A 17,547-nucleotide genomic window follows, 5' to 3' on the forward strand; every position below is an offset into this window, starting at 1 on the left:
TGTTATGTTATTCGCAATACAGTAAGTCGCCGCTACTCATTTTACCAATTACCTGGTCTGCATATTCCTTCTTAATAATATATATAAATGCTTTCAGATAAGTTTCGTTCTTCCCCTCTTTTATGGTCTGCTGGTCCTTATCAGTACCAACTTTCAAAGCATTGCTATCATTCTCACTTACCACACAATATTTAATGATCCTGTCTTTTAATTGCCAGGAATAAATATCAAATGGTTTAATAAACTCGCTCTTGGTCTTAACTGCCTTCCCATATTTGTCATTCAATAGCTGCACAAAGCGTTGGGTTTCTTTCAAAGAAATCTTCCCCGCAACCGCGTTGAAAACCATCAATTTTCCGGTTACCGTTGTGGCAAAATTGATCGCATTAAACTCAAAATCACCGAATCTTGCAATAACATCTTTCTGGGAAAACATTTGTTGTTTATAGTCAATTCTTATGGGCTGCTCACTTCCTATAAATTCACCGTCTAAAACGGTGTCTGCGCCAATTATTTCAGATTTTATTTGATAATAATTAGTATAAGTTTTGTGCTTGTTTTTGGCCGATACAAATGTCGATAAATTGCTGCCCAGGTTAAAATCTTCCAGTTCTATAGCTGGTTCCTTTTTACAACCTATCAGCAAAACTGCTAAAAGTAACAATCGATATTGTTTTATCATTTGAATAGGATTATGTCTGTTATTTGTGTTATTCGTTCCGGTAAGAGACTTTAAATTCATTAGTTGTTGATACCTGTATGTTCATCATGGAACAGAAGAGATCGTCGGCAATTTAGCTATTATTTACCTATTCTATAATAATCAAAGCTTCAGCCTTCTTTTTCCTACCAAAAGAGAAAACAATTTGCTTGATATAGCAGTTTTATTGCTAAATCATCATGCTAATCTTGACGCAACAAATAGTTTTGGTAACCAACCGCTATGGCCAGCTGTTTTTTACGTTCGGGGTGACAAAAGAAAGCATGCTATTGTAGAACTTTTTTTGAACCATCATGCGGATCCAAACCATAAAAACAACGCTGGTGCAAGCCCTTTATCTTTTGCGGAAAAAGTAGGTAATATGGAACTCGTAAATCTGTTGAATAAAAAGGTTGCATAGCTAAATATGGTTACCTTGGATGAGGAAGTGCGTATCCTACTCCACGGTGCAGCTCCTTAGTCTATTTATACCCTTAGTCTTATTTCAGATCGTCAAGAACTTCCCCTATTTGCATATTAATCTGTTGCATTTCTGATGAATAACTATTTATACCTTGCTCCGGGTCCTGGGCGATTAGTTCACAAGCTTTTATTCTTAATCTGCAATATTTGATGAGCGTTTGGTTGCGCAGGTGTAACCGGTTAGAGAGGTTCATTTTATCCAATTCGGTGATCAATTCAATACCATGGCTCCAGGCTGATTTTCCTTGTTGCAGTGCCCGAAATAATTCTTCGCCCGTACCGTTTTCCTGCCCTCTTAGCACTTTTAATGCATTGGTATCGATTTGGTAAAATTCCTGGATCTGCTTCTGGTAGGTAACCTTGTCGCTCTTGGCAAGGTTAACGTAGATTACCGCTGAGACAAGAATGACACCAGTTACCGACAATATCTGTGTAAGCCATTTTAACAAGACATTCCCGGGTTTTTGCAAAGCGGGGTAAAAGGCGTATCCGATCATCACGCCTGCAAGTAGTCCCCCCAGGTGTGCTGCGTTATCTATTCCACTTTTAAAACTGCCGAATACTAAATTGTAAACCACAAAAAGGCCGATGTTTGTGTGCAAACCTTTGCGCATGGAACGCTCGATGTGATTTGTGCTTAACAGTGCAAGGAATACCCCATATAATCCGAAGATAGCGCCTGAGGCGCCGGCACTCACGGTATTGTCATGCCACCAAAGGCTGATCACACTTGCAAAAATGCCAGCCAGAAGGTATGCTGTGATGAATTTTACCCTTCCCAGAAACGGTTCTAAAAATAATCCTACAAAAGCAAGGGCATACATATTTAGCAGCAGGTGGATTATGCCGAAGTGAATAAAGCAGCTCGTAATTAATCTCCACCATTGACCCCCGAGCGTATAAATAGTTGCGTTCGCTCCCCATGTGGTCATGCTTACAGCATCAGGCTCGAATACAGCTACACCCGAACATACCATGATGAGGTAGATTAAAATATTGAGCACAATTAGAATTGGGGTAAAAAAGTAGCCTGTTGCCGGTTTAAAAAAAGACAGCAACCCACCTAAAAAATGAAATTTCGGCCTGATATCGGGCTTTAAAGTATCTTCGTAAGCGGGAACAAAATCTTTTTTGTAGCTTTTATATTTTTCACACACCTCATCTTCGTTAATCTCTGATTTTAACTTTTCAAATGAGAAAACAAATGCACGTACCACGGCCTCGCTGCGTCCGTTGTCAGTTAGCAGACTTGATATGGTGACACATTGCACCATAGCACCAGATGCGTCCAGTTTAACAGTGATTTCTCCGTTCCAGGAATGCTCGCCATTATTGGTATAAGCGATGACACCGGCATCTGAGATAAATCTGATACGCCAGCCAAGATATTTAACCGTTTCAGATGCAATCACCAAAAACTGCTTGTCAGTCAACTCATTCTTAGATAAGTGTTGCTCAATTTTCATATTCCGTGATAGTTTTTCTGTCGGTCAGCTTATACTATTGACGAATTTTGCTTATTGAAAGCGTATGCTGTTCCTCCTACATCAGAGCCAAAAATGAAATAATCAGGTGCATAGCGGTCCACCTCATAGTACGTATTTAATTTAACAAGTTCCTCAATACCCCACAATTTCAGATTTTGATTATTTCCGATTGCTCTTTCCGGCCCATTATATTTCTTAATAAAATCAAGATAGTCAGCGGGAGGAGTGAATTCATTAGGGTTAACCGCGGGTACCAATTTCGGAAATAAAACAGGCACCCTTTTAGGTACCCTTTCTCTTTGGTAATGTTTGTTAGTACTTAATATGCTTTTCTTGCTAAAACCCTAATTCTAGCGGGTTTTAATAAAAAAAGCCACTCTTAAAGAGTGGCTTTGCGGACCGGACGGGACTCGAACCCGCGACCTCCGCCGTGACAGGGCGGCATTCTAACCAACTGAACTACCGATCCTTCCTACAGGCAAGCCTTTCAGCCATTCTGTATTCCCCGTTTGGGGTTGCAAATATATAAATAATAAAATCATTTCTCCAAATATTTCTATCACCCTTCTTTTTTGTATTCAAGCAGCGCCAGTCGTCCATAATGATCGGATATCCGGGTGGTTTCCGGTAAGCGGTATTGTGTGCATAGTTTCAGTACGATGTCAGTGGCGGTAGCCAGCGATATTTTATGTCCTGTGGAAACAAATACCGGGTTAATGCCGGTTTGTGTCCGCAGTGCATTACCGATATGCTCACCGGCTTCTGTTAAGGGCGCAACACTGCCTCTTTCTTCTCCGAGGTGATGATATTCACCACATAGCCGTGTTTTACCACAGCCGATCACGGGTTTGTTAACCGCTACCCCAAAGTGACAGGCCATTCCAAAACGGCGCTGATGGGCCAGTCCCTGGCCGTCACAAACGATGAGGTCCGGAAGCAGGGGGAGTTTTTCCCAGGCTTTCAGCAGGGGAGGCATTTCCCGGAAGGAAAATAATCCGGGGATATAGGGAAAGGTGACTTCCATACAATGAGTAGCCACGGCCAGTACCTGCAGCGTGGTGTAATCCAGCAATACAATGCTGCCGGCAATCAGGTTGGAATCTTTGTCGTATTCCACATCGGTGCCGGCAATAATTTTAATGGTATCCGGCAATTCATCGGTGGTGATTACCTGCCGGCGCAATTCTTCCTGTATGGCGATAGCTGCATCTTCGGTGAGCATAGGCGACTTTTTAAAACAGGCAGAAAGATACTTTTTTTGAGGTAAGATGTACGCTTTATAAATATTCTTTCCCGTTTGAAAAAGTAAATTTATATTTGATTGAGGCCAATCAGTCCACATTAAAATATCAATCAAAGAACAGTAACAACTTTATAATGAACAGCACAGGAGCAACACCACTTCTTCCTGTGAGGATCTGCTAAATCGATTTTCAAAAGAAAAGAAGCCTGGATTCATAACGTTAATATCCACGTAATATTAGACAATTACTTTTGTAGGGACTGTTATATTTCAACTTATGTCTGCGCTTAAGAAAATATCTTTCCATCATGCATCCGGGGTTTCCGGCCAGGCCGACTTTGAAGCGGCTGTAGCTTCCTACTGGGATAAGTTACTCGGTATTGCCGTGGCCAAAACCAATCCGCACGACGCATTTGATATTGTACAGGATGTGCTGCTTTCGCTATGGGTGAAATGGGAGGAAGTGCCCAAAGATGAAACGCTGGAGTTTTACCTGCTCCATGCACTGAAACTGCGCATCTTTAAATACTATCGCACCAATGGCCGTTACCAGGCACACCTGAAAAAGCTGGAAATACTATTAAACGACACCCTGGAGTCACCGGGTGCAATAGCCTCCGACGAACTGCACGGACTAAAAGAAACCATTATCTCTGAAGCGCTGGAAATCCTTTCTCCCAGTCAGCGCCAACTATTTATCCTTCGCGTAAACCACCACTATTCTTATCAGAAAATTGCCCAGCAATTGGGTATAGATGCCGGATCCGCGCGCGTTTTATACAGCCGTGCCCTTAAACAGGTAAAGGCACATATTAAAGCAAATCCGGCTTTGTCTGCCAGCCTTATCTCCTCTTTTTTACTGTTTACAATTCCTTAACCTTAGATCGAGTTAACATTTTTTGTGTTGCGGGTATTCATTAACAGATGGCAATACAAAAATATCCAAGGGCAGAAGCCCTGTTGAAAAAGTTTCATGCTGGAAAATGTACGCAGGAAGAACTGGTATTACTGGACAACTGGTATGACGGTTTAAACAGCGAAGCAGATTTGTCTGCCCTGGAATCAAACCTTTACCGGCAGCAATTCCTGGCTAATTTTCACAGCATGTTGCCGGCTGCCCCGGTGGCCTGGTGGAAAAAACGTGCTGCCCAATGGGCTGCCGCCGCCAGCATCTTGTTATTGGCCGGTGCAGGATTTATGTGGCTCCGTTATTCACAGCAGCCACCTGCCCGCCTCGCAGATAACAAATCATTCCAGGTCACCAATGAAACCGGCGATATTAAACTGGTCGTACTGCCGGATAGCTCCCGCATCTGGCTGAATACCGCCGCTTCTCTCAAATGGAAAGAGGACTACAATAAACAAAGCCGCAATGTACAACTCACCGGAGAAGGCTTTTTCGAAGTACAGGGCAACAGGAACAAGCCGTTCGTCATCCACACCAGGGATCTCGCGATCCAGGTACTGGGCACGCAGTTCAACGTAGAAGCCTATGCCGGCGAAGGATTAACCCGTGTATCACTGGTACAGGGTAAAGTAAAAGTACATACGGGAAAAGACAGTACCATACTGAAACCTGGCTATGCCGCCGCTTATAATAATGAAGATAAAGCACTGAATATTTCCGCTACAGAAGCCGGCAAAGTGGCCGCCTGGAAAGAAGGCGCATTCAGCGCTACCGATCTGCCTTTCAAAGATGCTGTAATGCGATTGTGCACACGCAACGGTTATCAGGTGAAATGGGAGAACACACAAGGCATCGAAAAAAATGTTTCTGTGCTCTTCCAAAAAGACAGCTTCGTAAAAATGCTGGGGAATCTATGCTACATCAGCCGTAAACAATTCCGTATTTCCGACAAACAGGTGACCATCTATTAAATAACACGTGAACGCTCCTGAAAATTTCAACACATGAAAATGACATTTACTTCCGCTGATCAGCATACCCGCAGCAGCGGGCCTGCTGTATCCCGCATCAAACGTTTCCTGCTAATGGGATGTGCCCTGTTGCCAGCTACCTTCGGATACGCCAGGCAAACCGGGTTGAGCGAAAAAGTGAAACTGGATATTTCCCGTGCCTCCCTTTCCCAGGTGCTGAGCGCACTGGGGCACCAGAGCAGCTTTACATTTAATTATGTAAAACAGGACTTCGACAAAATTATTGTCAGGGATTACAAACCGGATAATATTACGTTGAACGAAGCCCTCAACATGCTCCGTAGTAAATCAGGTATAGAGTACAGCGTAAGCGACAAAGCAATCCTGCTCAGGAAAGCGGAAAAAGATCCGGAAGTACAAACCAGCCAGGCAGTCGCCCGCAAAATTACCGGCCGCGTAACTACCGAAGATAAAGAACCTATTCCCGGCGTATCTGTTTGGGTAAAGGGCACTAAAACAAGAACCGTTACAGATGCCGATGGCAAATTTGAAATCACCCTGGAAAACGATAAAGCAATTCTCAGCTTCAGTTATGTAGGCTATGAAACCGTGGAAATGCCTGCCGGTAGCTCAGATACGGTAAACCTGACACTGAAAACCAGCAACAACGCACTGAATGAAGTGGTGGTACTTGGTTATGGCACCGCAAAAAAAGGTGACCTCTCCGCTGCCGTAGCAGTAGTGCCAGACATGAAACAGATCAAAGAACGCCCGGTACTGGATGTTGCCAATATGATACAGGGTAAAGTGCCTGGTATCACCGTGGTAAGTAATGGTGGACATACCAGTAATGCCAACAAGGTAACCATTCGTGGTGTGGGTTCGGCCAACAGTGAAAATGTGCTGTATGTGGTGGATGGAGTGCCCGGCGCCCCTTACAACCCTGCAGATGTGGAATCGATCACGGTGCTGAAAGATGCGGCTTCCGCAGCTATTTACGGCGCTTTCTCCGGTTCGGCAGGGGTTATCCTCATCACTACCCGCCAGGCAACACAAGGGTTGCCCAGTGTGCAGTATACCGGCTTCGTAGGCGCCAAGCAACCATGGCGTACGTTGCAGTCGCTCACCGCGGAAGAACAAGGCAGGGTATCCAACCTCGCACAAACCAATGCCGGATTGCCCCCGCTCGAAGGATGGAATCCTGCTAAAAACCCGGATGGCCTGGTAAACCGCACCGACTGGATGGATGAAATTTTCCGCACTGGCCTCGTACAACGACACAATATCAGTGTAAACGCCGGAACAGATAAATTTTCTACCCTTTTCCAGGCACGTTATGAGAAGGAAGAAGGTACGCTGATCAATACCTATAATAAAAATATTTCCCTGAGATTTAATGCAAATTATCAGTTTACTAAGAACGTTAAACTGCGCCAGGATATTTTTTGGAATAACAACGATAACAGAGATGCAGAAACAGCCAGTGGCTACAGCGGCGCTATTCTCTCTGCGCTGTATATGCCCCGTTCTGCCACGCCGTATTACGCCGATGGTACCTTTGGCGGCGTAGGTCCGAGAGGTTCCCAGTATAACGGGATCTATGGAGATGTGATCAACCCGGTAGCTACCCTCTTGAGAAACAAACCCTATAACAAAAGAAACGATCTGCAGTCGGTAACAGAATTAACAGTATCTGATATTATCCCTGGCCTCACTTACCTTTCCCGTTTTTCTTACCGTCAGCAAAATGCACTGTGGAAGAATTTTGAGCCCAGAAGAACAGAACCCGGAAAACCAAATGACCAGAATACGTTAACTTATTCTACAGACAAAGGTTATAACTGGATCTGGGAAAATACCCTTAACTATAATAAGATCATCAACCGGCATAACATCGGTGTGATGGCCTCTATGACCGGCCAGGAAGAATCTAACCGCAATTTCTCCGCTGCTGCAAAAGGATTTGAAAATGAGGCAGACTGGGCGCAGTTTTTTACCAATGCCACCATCTTTGATCAGAATCTGCCGGCTGATGATGAATGGAAAGACCGGACAGTTTCCTACGTAGGAAGATTATCCTATAGCTGGGCAGACCGGTACTTTGTAACCGCCAGTTACCGTAATGATGTTGCCGGCAGGTTAGCAGAAGGCTACCGCTCCAAAGGATTTCCGGGTGTAACCGCCGCATGGAAAATCAGCTCAGAGTCTTTCATGGATAATGTAAAATGGATGGATCTGCTCAAGATCAGGGGAAGCTGGGGCCGAATAGGTAACCTGGGCTCTATCGCACACTATTATGGTTATGCTAAACTCACACCGGATTATACCTTTCAGATCGGCGATGGTGCGCCACGAAGCAATTCCCTGGCAATGACAGCAGCCTTCAATCCTTCACTTTCCTGGGAAACTTCACAGCAAACAGACATCGGTATTGATATCAGCCTGCTGAAACAACGCCTGTCCATTACCGCCGATTACTTTGATAAACTCACCTACGACCTGATTCAACAACAGGCCGCTGCCTGGCCCAATACCTTTGGACTGGATGCGCCCCTGATTAACAAAGGGGAAATCGGCAATAAAGGTGTGGAAGTTGCCGTATCCTGGAATGATCACGTAGGACAGCTGGGATATAGCCTGAGCGCCAATATTGCCACATTAAAAAACAATGTGGAATATATCGATACTGATCCCTCCTCTGTAATGGTACACAATGATGCTTTCAGAGGAGTGCTCACGCCTTTCCGTTCTAAAGTAGGGCAGCCGTTTTATTCTTACTGGTTGATAAAAACGGCCGGTATCTTCCAATCAGACGACGAAGCAAAAGCTTATCAGAAAGATGGTAAAATGATCCAGCCCAGTGCCAAGGCCGGTGACTTGAAATTTGTAGATCAGAATGGTGATGGTGCCATTAATGATGGCGACCGTGTATACATGGGCAACGCATTCCCAAAACTCACTTATGGATTCACGGCCAGCTTCACCTGGAAAAATTTTGACCTGAGCCTGTTTATGCAGGGCGTAGGCGGCGTAAAGCTGTTCAACGCTTTCAAGATGACCACCTTAAGCGGCTCCGAACAGGGATACAACCGTTGGGATAAAATCCTGGATGCCTGGTCTCCTGAAAATAAAGGATCCAACATTCCCCGTATCTCCGCGAATGATCCCAATAAAAATTTTCAGACCAACTCCGACTGGTATCTCGAAAATGGTAACTACCTGAGATTAAAGAACCTGCTGATCGGCTATACCTTTAAGAAAATGAGCTGGAACCAGGGTCTTCGCGTATACTTCAGCGGTGATAACCTGCTCACCATTACCAAATACACCGGCATGGACCCTGAAGTGGGCGGTATCGGCCTGGATGGTGGCCAGTTCCCGGTATCACGTGTGTTTTCCCTGGGTGCAAATATTAAATTCTGATCAAACCAAACGCTTTTATGAAAACAACATTCAAACATATATTTCTCGCGGGATCGCTGATGTTGAGTGCTAGTGCCTGTAACAAATGGGTGGATACAAAACCCAACGGCGCACCTACCACTGCTTACTTCTGGCAAAGTGACAATGATCTCCGGAAGGCTACCAACGACATGTACGTGGCCATGCGCAATGAATCTACCTGGGGCCGTGACCTTTTCTGGGTGCAGGACGCCAGCGACGACCTGATTGTAGGACGGGCAAAGGCAGACGGTGAAAATATCAAGAACTTTATTCCAAGTGGCCGTGAAGGTTACCTGAAAAGCGGGTGGGCCGATCTGTATAAAATGATCAACCGTGCCAACCAGGTGATCCAGAATGTACCCACTTCAAAAAATACTACAGAAGCGGCACGCAACCAGGCATTGGGCGAAGCGTATTTCATGCGCGGATTTGCACATTTCTGGGTGGCTTATCTCTGGGGGCATAAAGACCAGGGCGTTCCTTTCGACGGACCGGAAAATCCCGAATTCGGAAAACGTATTCCGCCTCAGCTGCCTTCTGTAACGGACAACTATGCACAAATCGTCAGCGATATGGAAAAGGCAGCCTCCCTGCTGCCCCTCTTTGAAACGTACAGCACCTCCGACCAGGGACGCGCACACAGAGCCGCTGCATGGGGCTATATGGTAAAAGCATACGCTTACTGGGCACAGTACGATGCCTCCAAATGGTCGCTGATCCCCGCACTCGCCGATAAGATCAGGGATGAAGGTCACCGCGCCCTCATCAAAGGAAAAGAAAACAGCCAGCAGAATTACCGCGCTGTTTTCAGTATCGCCAATAACTGGAGCTCTGAATATATGTGGTCTGTTACTTCCGGTGTGCAGGGTGGCTCTGAATTTCCGGGCGTAGTACTGGAAAATACCGGCTGGGCTATTTTCAATGGCTGGGGCTATTTCCAGCCTACAGAAGAACTGTATGATGAATACGAAGCGAATGACCCAAGAAGGGAAGTAACCATCCTGAAATTTGGTGATAAGTTCACTTTCTTTGGCCTGGTGCGTTCTTACTATTCTACCAACAGCTTGTCGGGTTTCCAGATGAATAAGTATATGGAGCCTTACTCTTATGGTAAAGATGGTGTTATTACCACCAATACCAACATCAATCAGAGCCCGGATTATCCAACTACCGCACTCAATTTACCACTGATGCGCTATGCGGAAATACTGCTCTTTAAAGCAGAAGCGCTGATCAAACTGGGCAGGGCAGGCGAAGCCGCTGCACCGCTGAATGAAGTGCGCAGCCGCGTAGGACTGGCAGGTATTGCAAATCCTACGATGGAGGATCTCAAGCATGAACGCCGCGTGGAACTGGCCTGCGAATGGACAGACCGCCTGCAGGATCTCAAGAGATGGGGCGATTATGCAAAGATCAATGCGCCTTTACATGGCCGTATCCACAGCGATAAGGTGAATCCATTATCGTCTTATGAAATAAAACAGGTATGGCCGGCACGTAATTTTGACCCGGCCAAACATATGGCATGGCCCATGAATCCTGATGTAATTGCGCAGAGCAACGGCGTGTATAAACAGGTGCCGGGCTGGAGGAACTAACCGCGAATAGCGAACAATGATACAGGCGGATGGTAAGAGTAAAGATATTTATATATCTTCACCCTTACCATTCGCCTCTTTTGTTTCACTCCTTATGCTCATTGTATTATGCCACGGAAGTATTTGTTTACCACCATCCTCTTCTTTACTGCTCTTATGATCAGCTGTGCAGAACATGGTCCTGCACAAACGAGCCTCGCCACCACTGATTCCATACCGGTTACCAGCCGGCCGCTATTCAGGGATTTTATGGGTGTCAACGGCCATCTTACTTTCAAACCGGATTTATATAAGCAGGTATGCCGGCTGGTGCGCAGTTATCATAATATCAGCTGGGATGTGAATGCCCCCGGCGATCCCATCACCATTCCTAACACCATCAATAATATTAACTGGAAACGCGATGCTTATGGTCCGTGGAAAGAAGCGGGGTTTGAAACAGATATCTGCATGCAATTCCTGGGGGTAGGATTGGGAAGTCCTAACTACAAACAGTTATGGGCCGGTAAGGAACAGTGGGCATATGATTATGGCAAAGCAATGGCGGCTTATTACGGGCCATCAGGAGCGGAAAAATTATGTACTTCCCTGGAAATTGATAACGAGCCAGGTACCAGGTTTGATCCCGCGCTTTTCAAAACGCTGTTTACAAAAATGGCCGAAGGGGTGCGTGCCGGCGATCCGGCTATGAAAATTGTTACACCGGCAGTAGCCGTAAAGGCAGATCCATATTCACAGGGATTGAATGATTTGTATATAGATAAAAAAATACTTCCCCTTTATGATGTGATCAATGTACATACTTATCCTACAATAGCACAATCTGCCGGCAATGAAAACAGCTGGAACAGAAGTTATCCTGAAGATAATTCCCTGCAATATCTCAAAGTAATAGAGGATGCCATTACATGGCGCAATCAGCATGCAAAAGACAAAGAAGTATGGGTAACGGAATTCGGGTATGATGCATGTACGCCGGAGGCCATGAAGCACCGGAAAGACTGGGCGCTGAAACTGAACTGGCAGGGAGCCAGTGATCTGCAGCAGGCGCAGTACCTGGTGCGATCTTTTCTGATGTTCGCTACGCTTGACATACGGCGTGCTTACCTGTATTACTATAATGATGAAGATGAAGCTTCTTTTCACGCCGCTTCCGGGCTTACGCGGAATTTTGTTCCGAAGATGTCGTTCTGGGCGGTGAAGCAACTGTACCAGACATTGGGAGACTACCGTTTCCGGCGTGTAGTAAAAAAAGAAACAGATTCCCTGTATGTGTTTGAATTTATAAAGGGAGATGATCCGAAGATGCTGGTATGGGTGGCCTGGTCGCCTACCGGCGCCAAAACCCATCAGCAGAAAGGCTATCAGCCACATGTGGTAAATGCGGTACTGGATAATCTGCCGTCGTTGCCGGTGAGCGCTACCGCTATGACCACCGCAGATGAACCTGCAAAACAGGTAAAGTGGGAGAAAACCGGGGATACTGCTGTGCGTTTAGAAGTGGGGGAGAGCCCCGTTTATATAATGTTTCAGACTACCCCGTAAAATGCGGAAGGTTTTTTTATATTAGCCGGATGAATGATCAGCAAACCCGCCCATCTGTGAAACGCCCGTTTGTTTTATCCGGTGGTGGCGCCAGGGGATATGCCCACCTGGGCGTTTTAAAAGCATTTTCCGAACAGGATATTTACCCGGAAGCAATTTCGGCTACCAGCGCGGGTTCTATAGCAGCCGCTTTTATTTGTGATGGATACAACACCGATGAGGTGAGGGAAATATTCCGGGTGCATAAGCTTGGGCTGTCGATGCACTGGCGGAACTGGCGTGCCGGTTTTCTGTCTCTCAAAAAAGTAGCAGAAGTACTAAAGCAAACACTCCGGCATCAGACATTTGAAGAACTGAATACGCCTTTGTATATCACCGCCACTGATTTTTTAACGGGCAATCAACGTATTTTCAGTGAAGGTCCCTTGATCCCGGTTATCCTGGCGGCATCCTCTGTGCCGCTGCTGTTCCCGCCGGTGGAGATAAATGGTGTACAGTATGTAGATGGCGGCCTTTCCGGCAACCTGCCCATAGAACCACTCCTGGCCGAATACCACGATATCATTGGGGTGCATGTAAATCCGCTTACGCCTTACAACCCGGCAGAAGGTTTCCTGGCCAATGTGGAAAGAACCCTTCACCTGGCCATTCGTGAGCCGGTACTGAAAAACAAGTTGCTGTGCAGCTATTTTATTGAACCAACAGACCTGGGTAAATTCGGTATGTTTGACTTCAAGCACCTGGAGGCTATTTATACAGCCGGGCTTGAATATACCCGCCGTCAATTACAAGAGCAGCCGGTGATGCTGCATGAGTAAACGCATATTATTGATGTGATCCTGGTGATCTGTTAATTTGTAGTACATTTAAACAAAATATCAGCTTGTTTTATGGGAATTGAGAATTTACATATCGATATTGGAAAAGTGAGTTATAAAACGATGGCAGACGAGGTGGAAATGAAGCTGCTGGAATATCTCAAACGAAAATCGTTCAAACCCGGGGATGCCCTGCCAAAAGAAATGGAGTTGACAGAAGCCCTGGGAGTGAGCCGTAATGTATTGCGCGAGGCCCTCAGCCGCTTGAGAATGCTGGGCATGATTGAAACAAAGAAACGGAGAGGCATGGTACTGTCCAGCCCCGATATCCTGGGCTCCATGGAACGTGTAATGGATCCGCTGATCATCGACGATACCACGCTGCAGGATATTTTTGAATTGCGGCTTACCCTGGAAATGGGGCTGGCAGATATCCTGTATATCCGCAAAACAAAAAAGGATATTGAAGAACTGGAGAAAATTGCCCTCAGTCAGAAGACAACACCCACCAAACAAAATTTCCGGATTAAACATGAAGTAGAATTTCATGGTAAAATTTACCAGATGACCGGTAACCGCACCATGCAACGTTTTCAGACGATGCTGCTTCCTATTTTCGGACACCTGGTGAACGAAGAAAAAGTGCCGATCGTAGGCAAGGTATCACATATCGATTTGGTAAACCTGTTGAAGAATGGCTCCCGGGAAGAATTCCGCGAAGGCATGCGGAAACATCTTGAACATCATTTCAAAAAGTTGAAAAAGTAAGCACGATAAGTTACGCCAGTCCATTGCTCCAAAAGTGGCTATGGCCTTCGCTTTCATACATCTTTCCATACACCGGCATTTTCTTTTTTTGAAAAATGTTTTGCGGTATGGATTTTTTTAGGCAATTTTAATATGTAGTACATAAGTATTTAAGAATATTAGTACAAGTTAATTGTCTAAACAAATTCCCGTATGAAAATTGCTCTCAACAAACTGATGGGGGTACTCCTTGCCATTGCCATCAGTACAATAGCTGTAGCTCAACCAAAGAAAATCACCGGCAGGATCATCTCTTCAGAAGATCAGCAGCCACTGCCCGGTGTAAGCATTGTCATCAAAGGGAAGAAAACGGCCACCATCACCAACGCGGAAGGCTACTTCAGCATAGCAGCTGCACCCGAAGATGTGCTACGCATTTCCTATATCGGGTTTACGCCGCAGGAAATCGCAGCAGGAAACCGCACTACGGTAAACATCTCCCTGGTATCCGCTACCTCTAAAATGGATGAAGTAATAGTAGTGGGATATGGTACACAAAAGAAGAGCAGCCTGACCGCATCAGTAGCGCGACTGGACAAACGGATCCTCGAATCCGGTATCCGCGCCAACCCCGCACAGGCGCTGGCCGGCACCGTTGCCGGGGTGAGAGTATCCACCAACTCCGGTAAACCCGGCGCTATCCCCAACATCATCCTCCGTGGTGGTACCAACTTCGATGGCTCCGGCAGTCCACTCATCATCATCGACGGACAATTCCGCCCCTCTTTAAGTGATATCAACCCGGAAGATATTGCCAGTATGGAAGTACTGAAAGACGCATCGGCTACAGCCATCTACGGCGCCCGCGCCAGCAACGGCGTCATCATGATCACCACCAAAAGAGGAAAGTCAGGGACATCGGAAATTAACCTGAAAGTAAAAACAGGATTCAACTATTTAAATTCTCCCTACACCTTACTCACCCCGGAAGAATATTTATACTGGGGAAGAAAAGCACTGGTGGAAACCTATAAGGTAAACGGTAACCAAAGCCTGATCAATGCTTCCGGTCCACGTGGTACCGGCAACGTTTATAAAGATGCCGATGGAAATATTGTAGACGGCAACTACAACCTCAATGCCTTATTCAGCCCCATGCGCCTCACCGATCAGAACAGGGAACTGCTCTCCACCAACGACGGCTGGAAAGTGATGAAAGACGCTATCCCCACCAATGCCGCCGGGCAGTATGATCCCAACGGTACCTATGCAGACCTTATCTATAAAGGCTTCAGTTATGGAGACAATGCCTTTAATAAAAAATCACTCACACAGGATTATAATATCAGTATGACCGGTGGTAACGAAAAAGGCGCCTACTATGCCAACCTCGGTTATTATAACGAAGATGGTATTGCACGCAAATCGTTTTACAAGCGATTGAATTTTACGCTCAACGGCGATTACAAAATAAGAACCTGGCTGAAGTCGGAAAGCAATGTGTCCTTTTCCCGCGCCAACTCCCGGGATCAGGCACAAACCAGCGATGTGAATTACTGGGGGCGTTTGCTGATGGCCGCGCCTACCATGCGTGGCAGCAACACCAACGGGGAACCGCTCCTGGGAAGGAATGCAGGCGATGGTAACCCCGCCGTGAACATGGACAAATATTCCCGGAAAAACCAGGCAGATAAATTTACCCTCGCCCAATCTTTTAAAGTTGACCTGTACAAAGATCTCTACTTCAGAGCGGGCGCCATTCTCATGTACGACGAAAGCTTTAACGAATCATTCAACAAAGATTTCCGTACCGGCGTAATGAGTAAAACCGATCCCAACGCAGGATGGGACCGCACCCGCAACAGCAGTGCAGCCTTCGATCGCACGGTGCGTCAAACCTATAACGCCACCCTTCACTACAACAAAATTATTCACGACGATCACAACATCGACGCCATGATCGGCGGTGAATTTTTTGACGCTTATAATTATGGCTTGTCGGCCAGCGGGAAACTGGCGCCTACAGATGATTTCCCGACGTTGGGATTAACCTCCGGCGACGCCAACACCCGCGGGCAAAATTCGTATCATCTCCGGGAACGTATCTTCTCTGGCTTTGGGCGTATTAACTACGACTGGAAAGGAAAATACCTCGCTACGTTTACCGCCAGAAGGGACGGCTATTCCAGGCTGATAGGCGATAACCAGTATGGCCTGTTTCCCGGTGCTTCAGTGGGCTGGTTGCTGCACAAGGAGAACTTTATGGTGAACACCAGCAAGTGGTTATCCTTCCTGAAATTGCGCGGCAGCTGGGGAAAGAATGGTAACATCGGTGAAGTGGGAAAACGCTCCGACGGCACTATCGATGTATATTCCCTCCAGGGTGGTTACCCGGCTACCACCCGTTATGAAAGTGTGATCGGATTTTCATTGGGTAATATTCCCAATCCCGGCTTGCGGTGGGAGAAAACAAATACCGTTGAAGGCGCCGTGGAATACGGATTATTCAATAACCGCCTGAACGGAAGTATCGCTTATTACAACCGGATCACCACCGATAAAATTGCCAGCGTAAACCTGCCCGGATCCGCCGGTGTAGGCAGCATTCTCACCAACAACGGATCCATGCGGAACAGGGGATTTGAAGCAGACCTGAATTATAAAGTATTGCAGTCGGGCAACTGGAATGTTAGCGTGGGTGCTAATGTGGCGTGGAATAAAAACGTGGTGTTGAAACTGCCTTACAACGGAAATGAAAATAACCGTCAGAACGGGGTGCAGATCTATGATCCATCTACCGGTAGGCTTATATGGGCCGGCGGTTTGCAGGAAGGGCAGGAGCCAGGCGAAGTATTCGGCTATTTAACGGATGGCATCATCAGAACAACCGCTGATTTAGCGGCCTACAACAAAATAGATCTCGCTGCCGGCCAGGTGCAGCTGAACAATGCCGCCGGCCGCCCGGTAGCCAGTCAGCAGCTGATAGATAAAAACGGGCTCACCGGATTCTGGGCTACCAGTCTAGGTGATATGAAATGGAAAGACCTCGACAGGAACGATACGATCGATTTCAGGGACCGTGTATCATTAGGTCACACCATTCCGCGCTGGACCGGTGGGGTCAATGTAGCTGCCGGCTGGAAAGGATTACAACTGTTTGCCCGTCTTGATTACGCCATCGGTTTTATGCAGATGGATGTAAAACAAATGTGGGCGCTCGGCAGCATGCAGGGAGAATTCAATGGCACCGACCTGGTAAAAGATACCTGGACACCGGAAAATCCCAACGCTAAATACCCGATCTACGTAAACCAGGATCAGCAGCTGAAAAAGAACTACGACCGCCACAGTGATATGTTCTGGAAAAACTCCAGCTATCTCGCTTTCCGCGAAGTAACGCTGAGCTACATAGTGCCGAAGAAGATGCTTAATAACGCAAATATTGCGGGCTTAACGGTGATGGTTACCGGGCAAAACCTTGGATACATCAGTAATAAAATGCTGGCGCTGCCGGAACGCACCGGGCAGCAGGATGGCGTATATACGATTCCCACATCACTGGTATTCTCCGCTAACCTCACTTTCTAACGCAATCAAATCAGCA

At 46.4% G+C, this 17,547-nt stretch carries 13 protein-coding genes and 1 tRNA gene; 9 read left to right on the forward strand and 5 right to left on the reverse strand.

The annotated features are described in order from the left end of the window. Positions 1 to 7 precede the first annotated feature (7 nt). On the reverse strand, positions 8 to 682 hold the full coding sequence (locus QFZ51_RS08595; RefSeq protein WP_429045077.1) for a hypothetical protein: 675 nt from the start codon (positions 680 to 682) through the stop codon (positions 8 to 10). A gap of 184 nt (positions 683 to 866) precedes the next feature. Between QFZ51_RS08595 and QFZ51_RS08600 the strand changes: the two genes are divergently transcribed. Next, on the forward strand, positions 867 to 1,121 hold the full coding sequence (locus QFZ51_RS08600) for a hypothetical protein (protein ID WP_429045079.1): 255 nt from the start codon (positions 867 to 869) through the stop codon (positions 1,119 to 1,121). 79 nt (positions 1,122 to 1,200) lie between these two features. Here the strand turns inward: QFZ51_RS08600 and QFZ51_RS08605 are convergent, their stop codons facing one another. The 4 genes from QFZ51_RS08605 to nfi form a co-directional block, all read right to left on the reverse strand. Next, positions 1,201 to 2,649 carry a rhomboid family intramembrane serine protease gene (locus tag QFZ51_RS08605; RefSeq protein ID WP_429045081.1) on the reverse strand — a complete coding sequence of 483 codons (1,449 nt, stop codon included), beginning with the start codon at positions 2,647 to 2,649 and terminating at the stop codon, positions 1,201 to 1,203. Between the two features lie 29 nt (positions 2,650 to 2,678). Next, on the reverse strand, positions 2,679 to 2,948 hold the full coding sequence (locus tag QFZ51_RS08610; protein WP_429045083.1) for an SMI1/KNR4 family protein: 270 nt from the start codon (positions 2,946 to 2,948) through the stop codon (positions 2,679 to 2,681). A gap of 117 nt (positions 2,949 to 3,065) precedes the next feature. Then, a tRNA-Asp gene (locus tag QFZ51_RS08615) sits at positions 3,066 to 3,139 on the reverse strand. 90 nt (positions 3,140 to 3,229) lie between these two features. Then, the gene (gene nfi, locus QFZ51_RS08620) at positions 3,230 to 3,892 is read right to left on the reverse strand and encodes a deoxyribonuclease V (protein ID WP_429045085.1); all 663 of its coding nucleotides are present in this window, start codon (positions 3,890 to 3,892) and stop codon (positions 3,230 to 3,232) included. A gap of 298 nt (positions 3,893 to 4,190) precedes the next feature. On the opposite strand from nfi, the gene QFZ51_RS08625 reads away from it, so the two are divergent. The 8 genes from QFZ51_RS08625 to QFZ51_RS08660 all read left to right on the forward strand — a co-directional run bounded on the left by QFZ51_RS08625 (position 4,191) and on the right by QFZ51_RS08660 (position 17,531). Beyond that, positions 4,191 to 4,790: an RNA polymerase sigma factor gene (locus QFZ51_RS08625; protein WP_429045087.1), complete on the forward strand. Its 600-nt coding sequence runs from the start codon at positions 4,191 to 4,193 to the stop codon at positions 4,788 to 4,790. A 47-nt stretch (positions 4,791 to 4,837) separates the two neighbouring features. Then, positions 4,838 to 5,791: a FecR family protein gene (locus tag QFZ51_RS08630; RefSeq protein ID WP_429045089.1), complete on the forward strand. Its 954-nt coding sequence runs from the start codon at positions 4,838 to 4,840 to the stop codon at positions 5,789 to 5,791. 33 nt (positions 5,792 to 5,824) lie between these two features. After that, complete coding sequence (locus QFZ51_RS08635; RefSeq protein WP_429045091.1) at positions 5,825 to 9,214, forward strand: SusC/RagA family TonB-linked outer membrane protein; 3,390 nt, start codon at positions 5,825 to 5,827, stop codon at positions 9,212 to 9,214. A 17-nt stretch (positions 9,215 to 9,231) separates the two neighbouring features. Then, positions 9,232 to 10,833 (forward strand): RagB/SusD family nutrient uptake outer membrane protein, encoded by a 1,602-nt coding sequence (locus tag QFZ51_RS08640; protein WP_370909496.1) that lies wholly within the window; start codon positions 9,232 to 9,234, stop codon positions 10,831 to 10,833. 108 nt (positions 10,834 to 10,941) lie between these two features. Continuing rightward, complete coding sequence (locus QFZ51_RS08645) at positions 10,942 to 12,378, forward strand: hypothetical protein (RefSeq protein WP_429045094.1); 1,437 nt, start codon at positions 10,942 to 10,944, stop codon at positions 12,376 to 12,378. A gap of 29 nt (positions 12,379 to 12,407) precedes the next feature. Then, entirely contained in the window at positions 12,408 to 13,196 is a 789-nt protein-coding gene (locus QFZ51_RS08650) for a patatin-like phospholipase family protein (protein WP_429045095.1), read from the forward strand. Between the two features lie 72 nt (positions 13,197 to 13,268). Next, positions 13,269 to 13,964 (forward strand): FadR/GntR family transcriptional regulator, encoded by a 696-nt coding sequence (locus QFZ51_RS08655; protein WP_429045096.1) that lies wholly within the window; start codon positions 13,269 to 13,271, stop codon positions 13,962 to 13,964. A gap of 192 nt (positions 13,965 to 14,156) precedes the next feature. Next, positions 14,157 to 17,531 (forward strand): SusC/RagA family TonB-linked outer membrane protein, encoded by a 3,375-nt coding sequence (locus tag QFZ51_RS08660; RefSeq protein WP_429045098.1) that lies wholly within the window; start codon positions 14,157 to 14,159, stop codon positions 17,529 to 17,531. Positions 17,532 to 17,547: the final 16 nt, after the last annotated feature.

This window comes from Chitinophaga sp. W3I9, assembly GCF_050434025.1.
In the GTDB taxonomy this organism is placed as follows: Bacteria; Bacteroidota; Bacteroidia; order Chitinophagales; family Chitinophagaceae; genus Chitinophaga.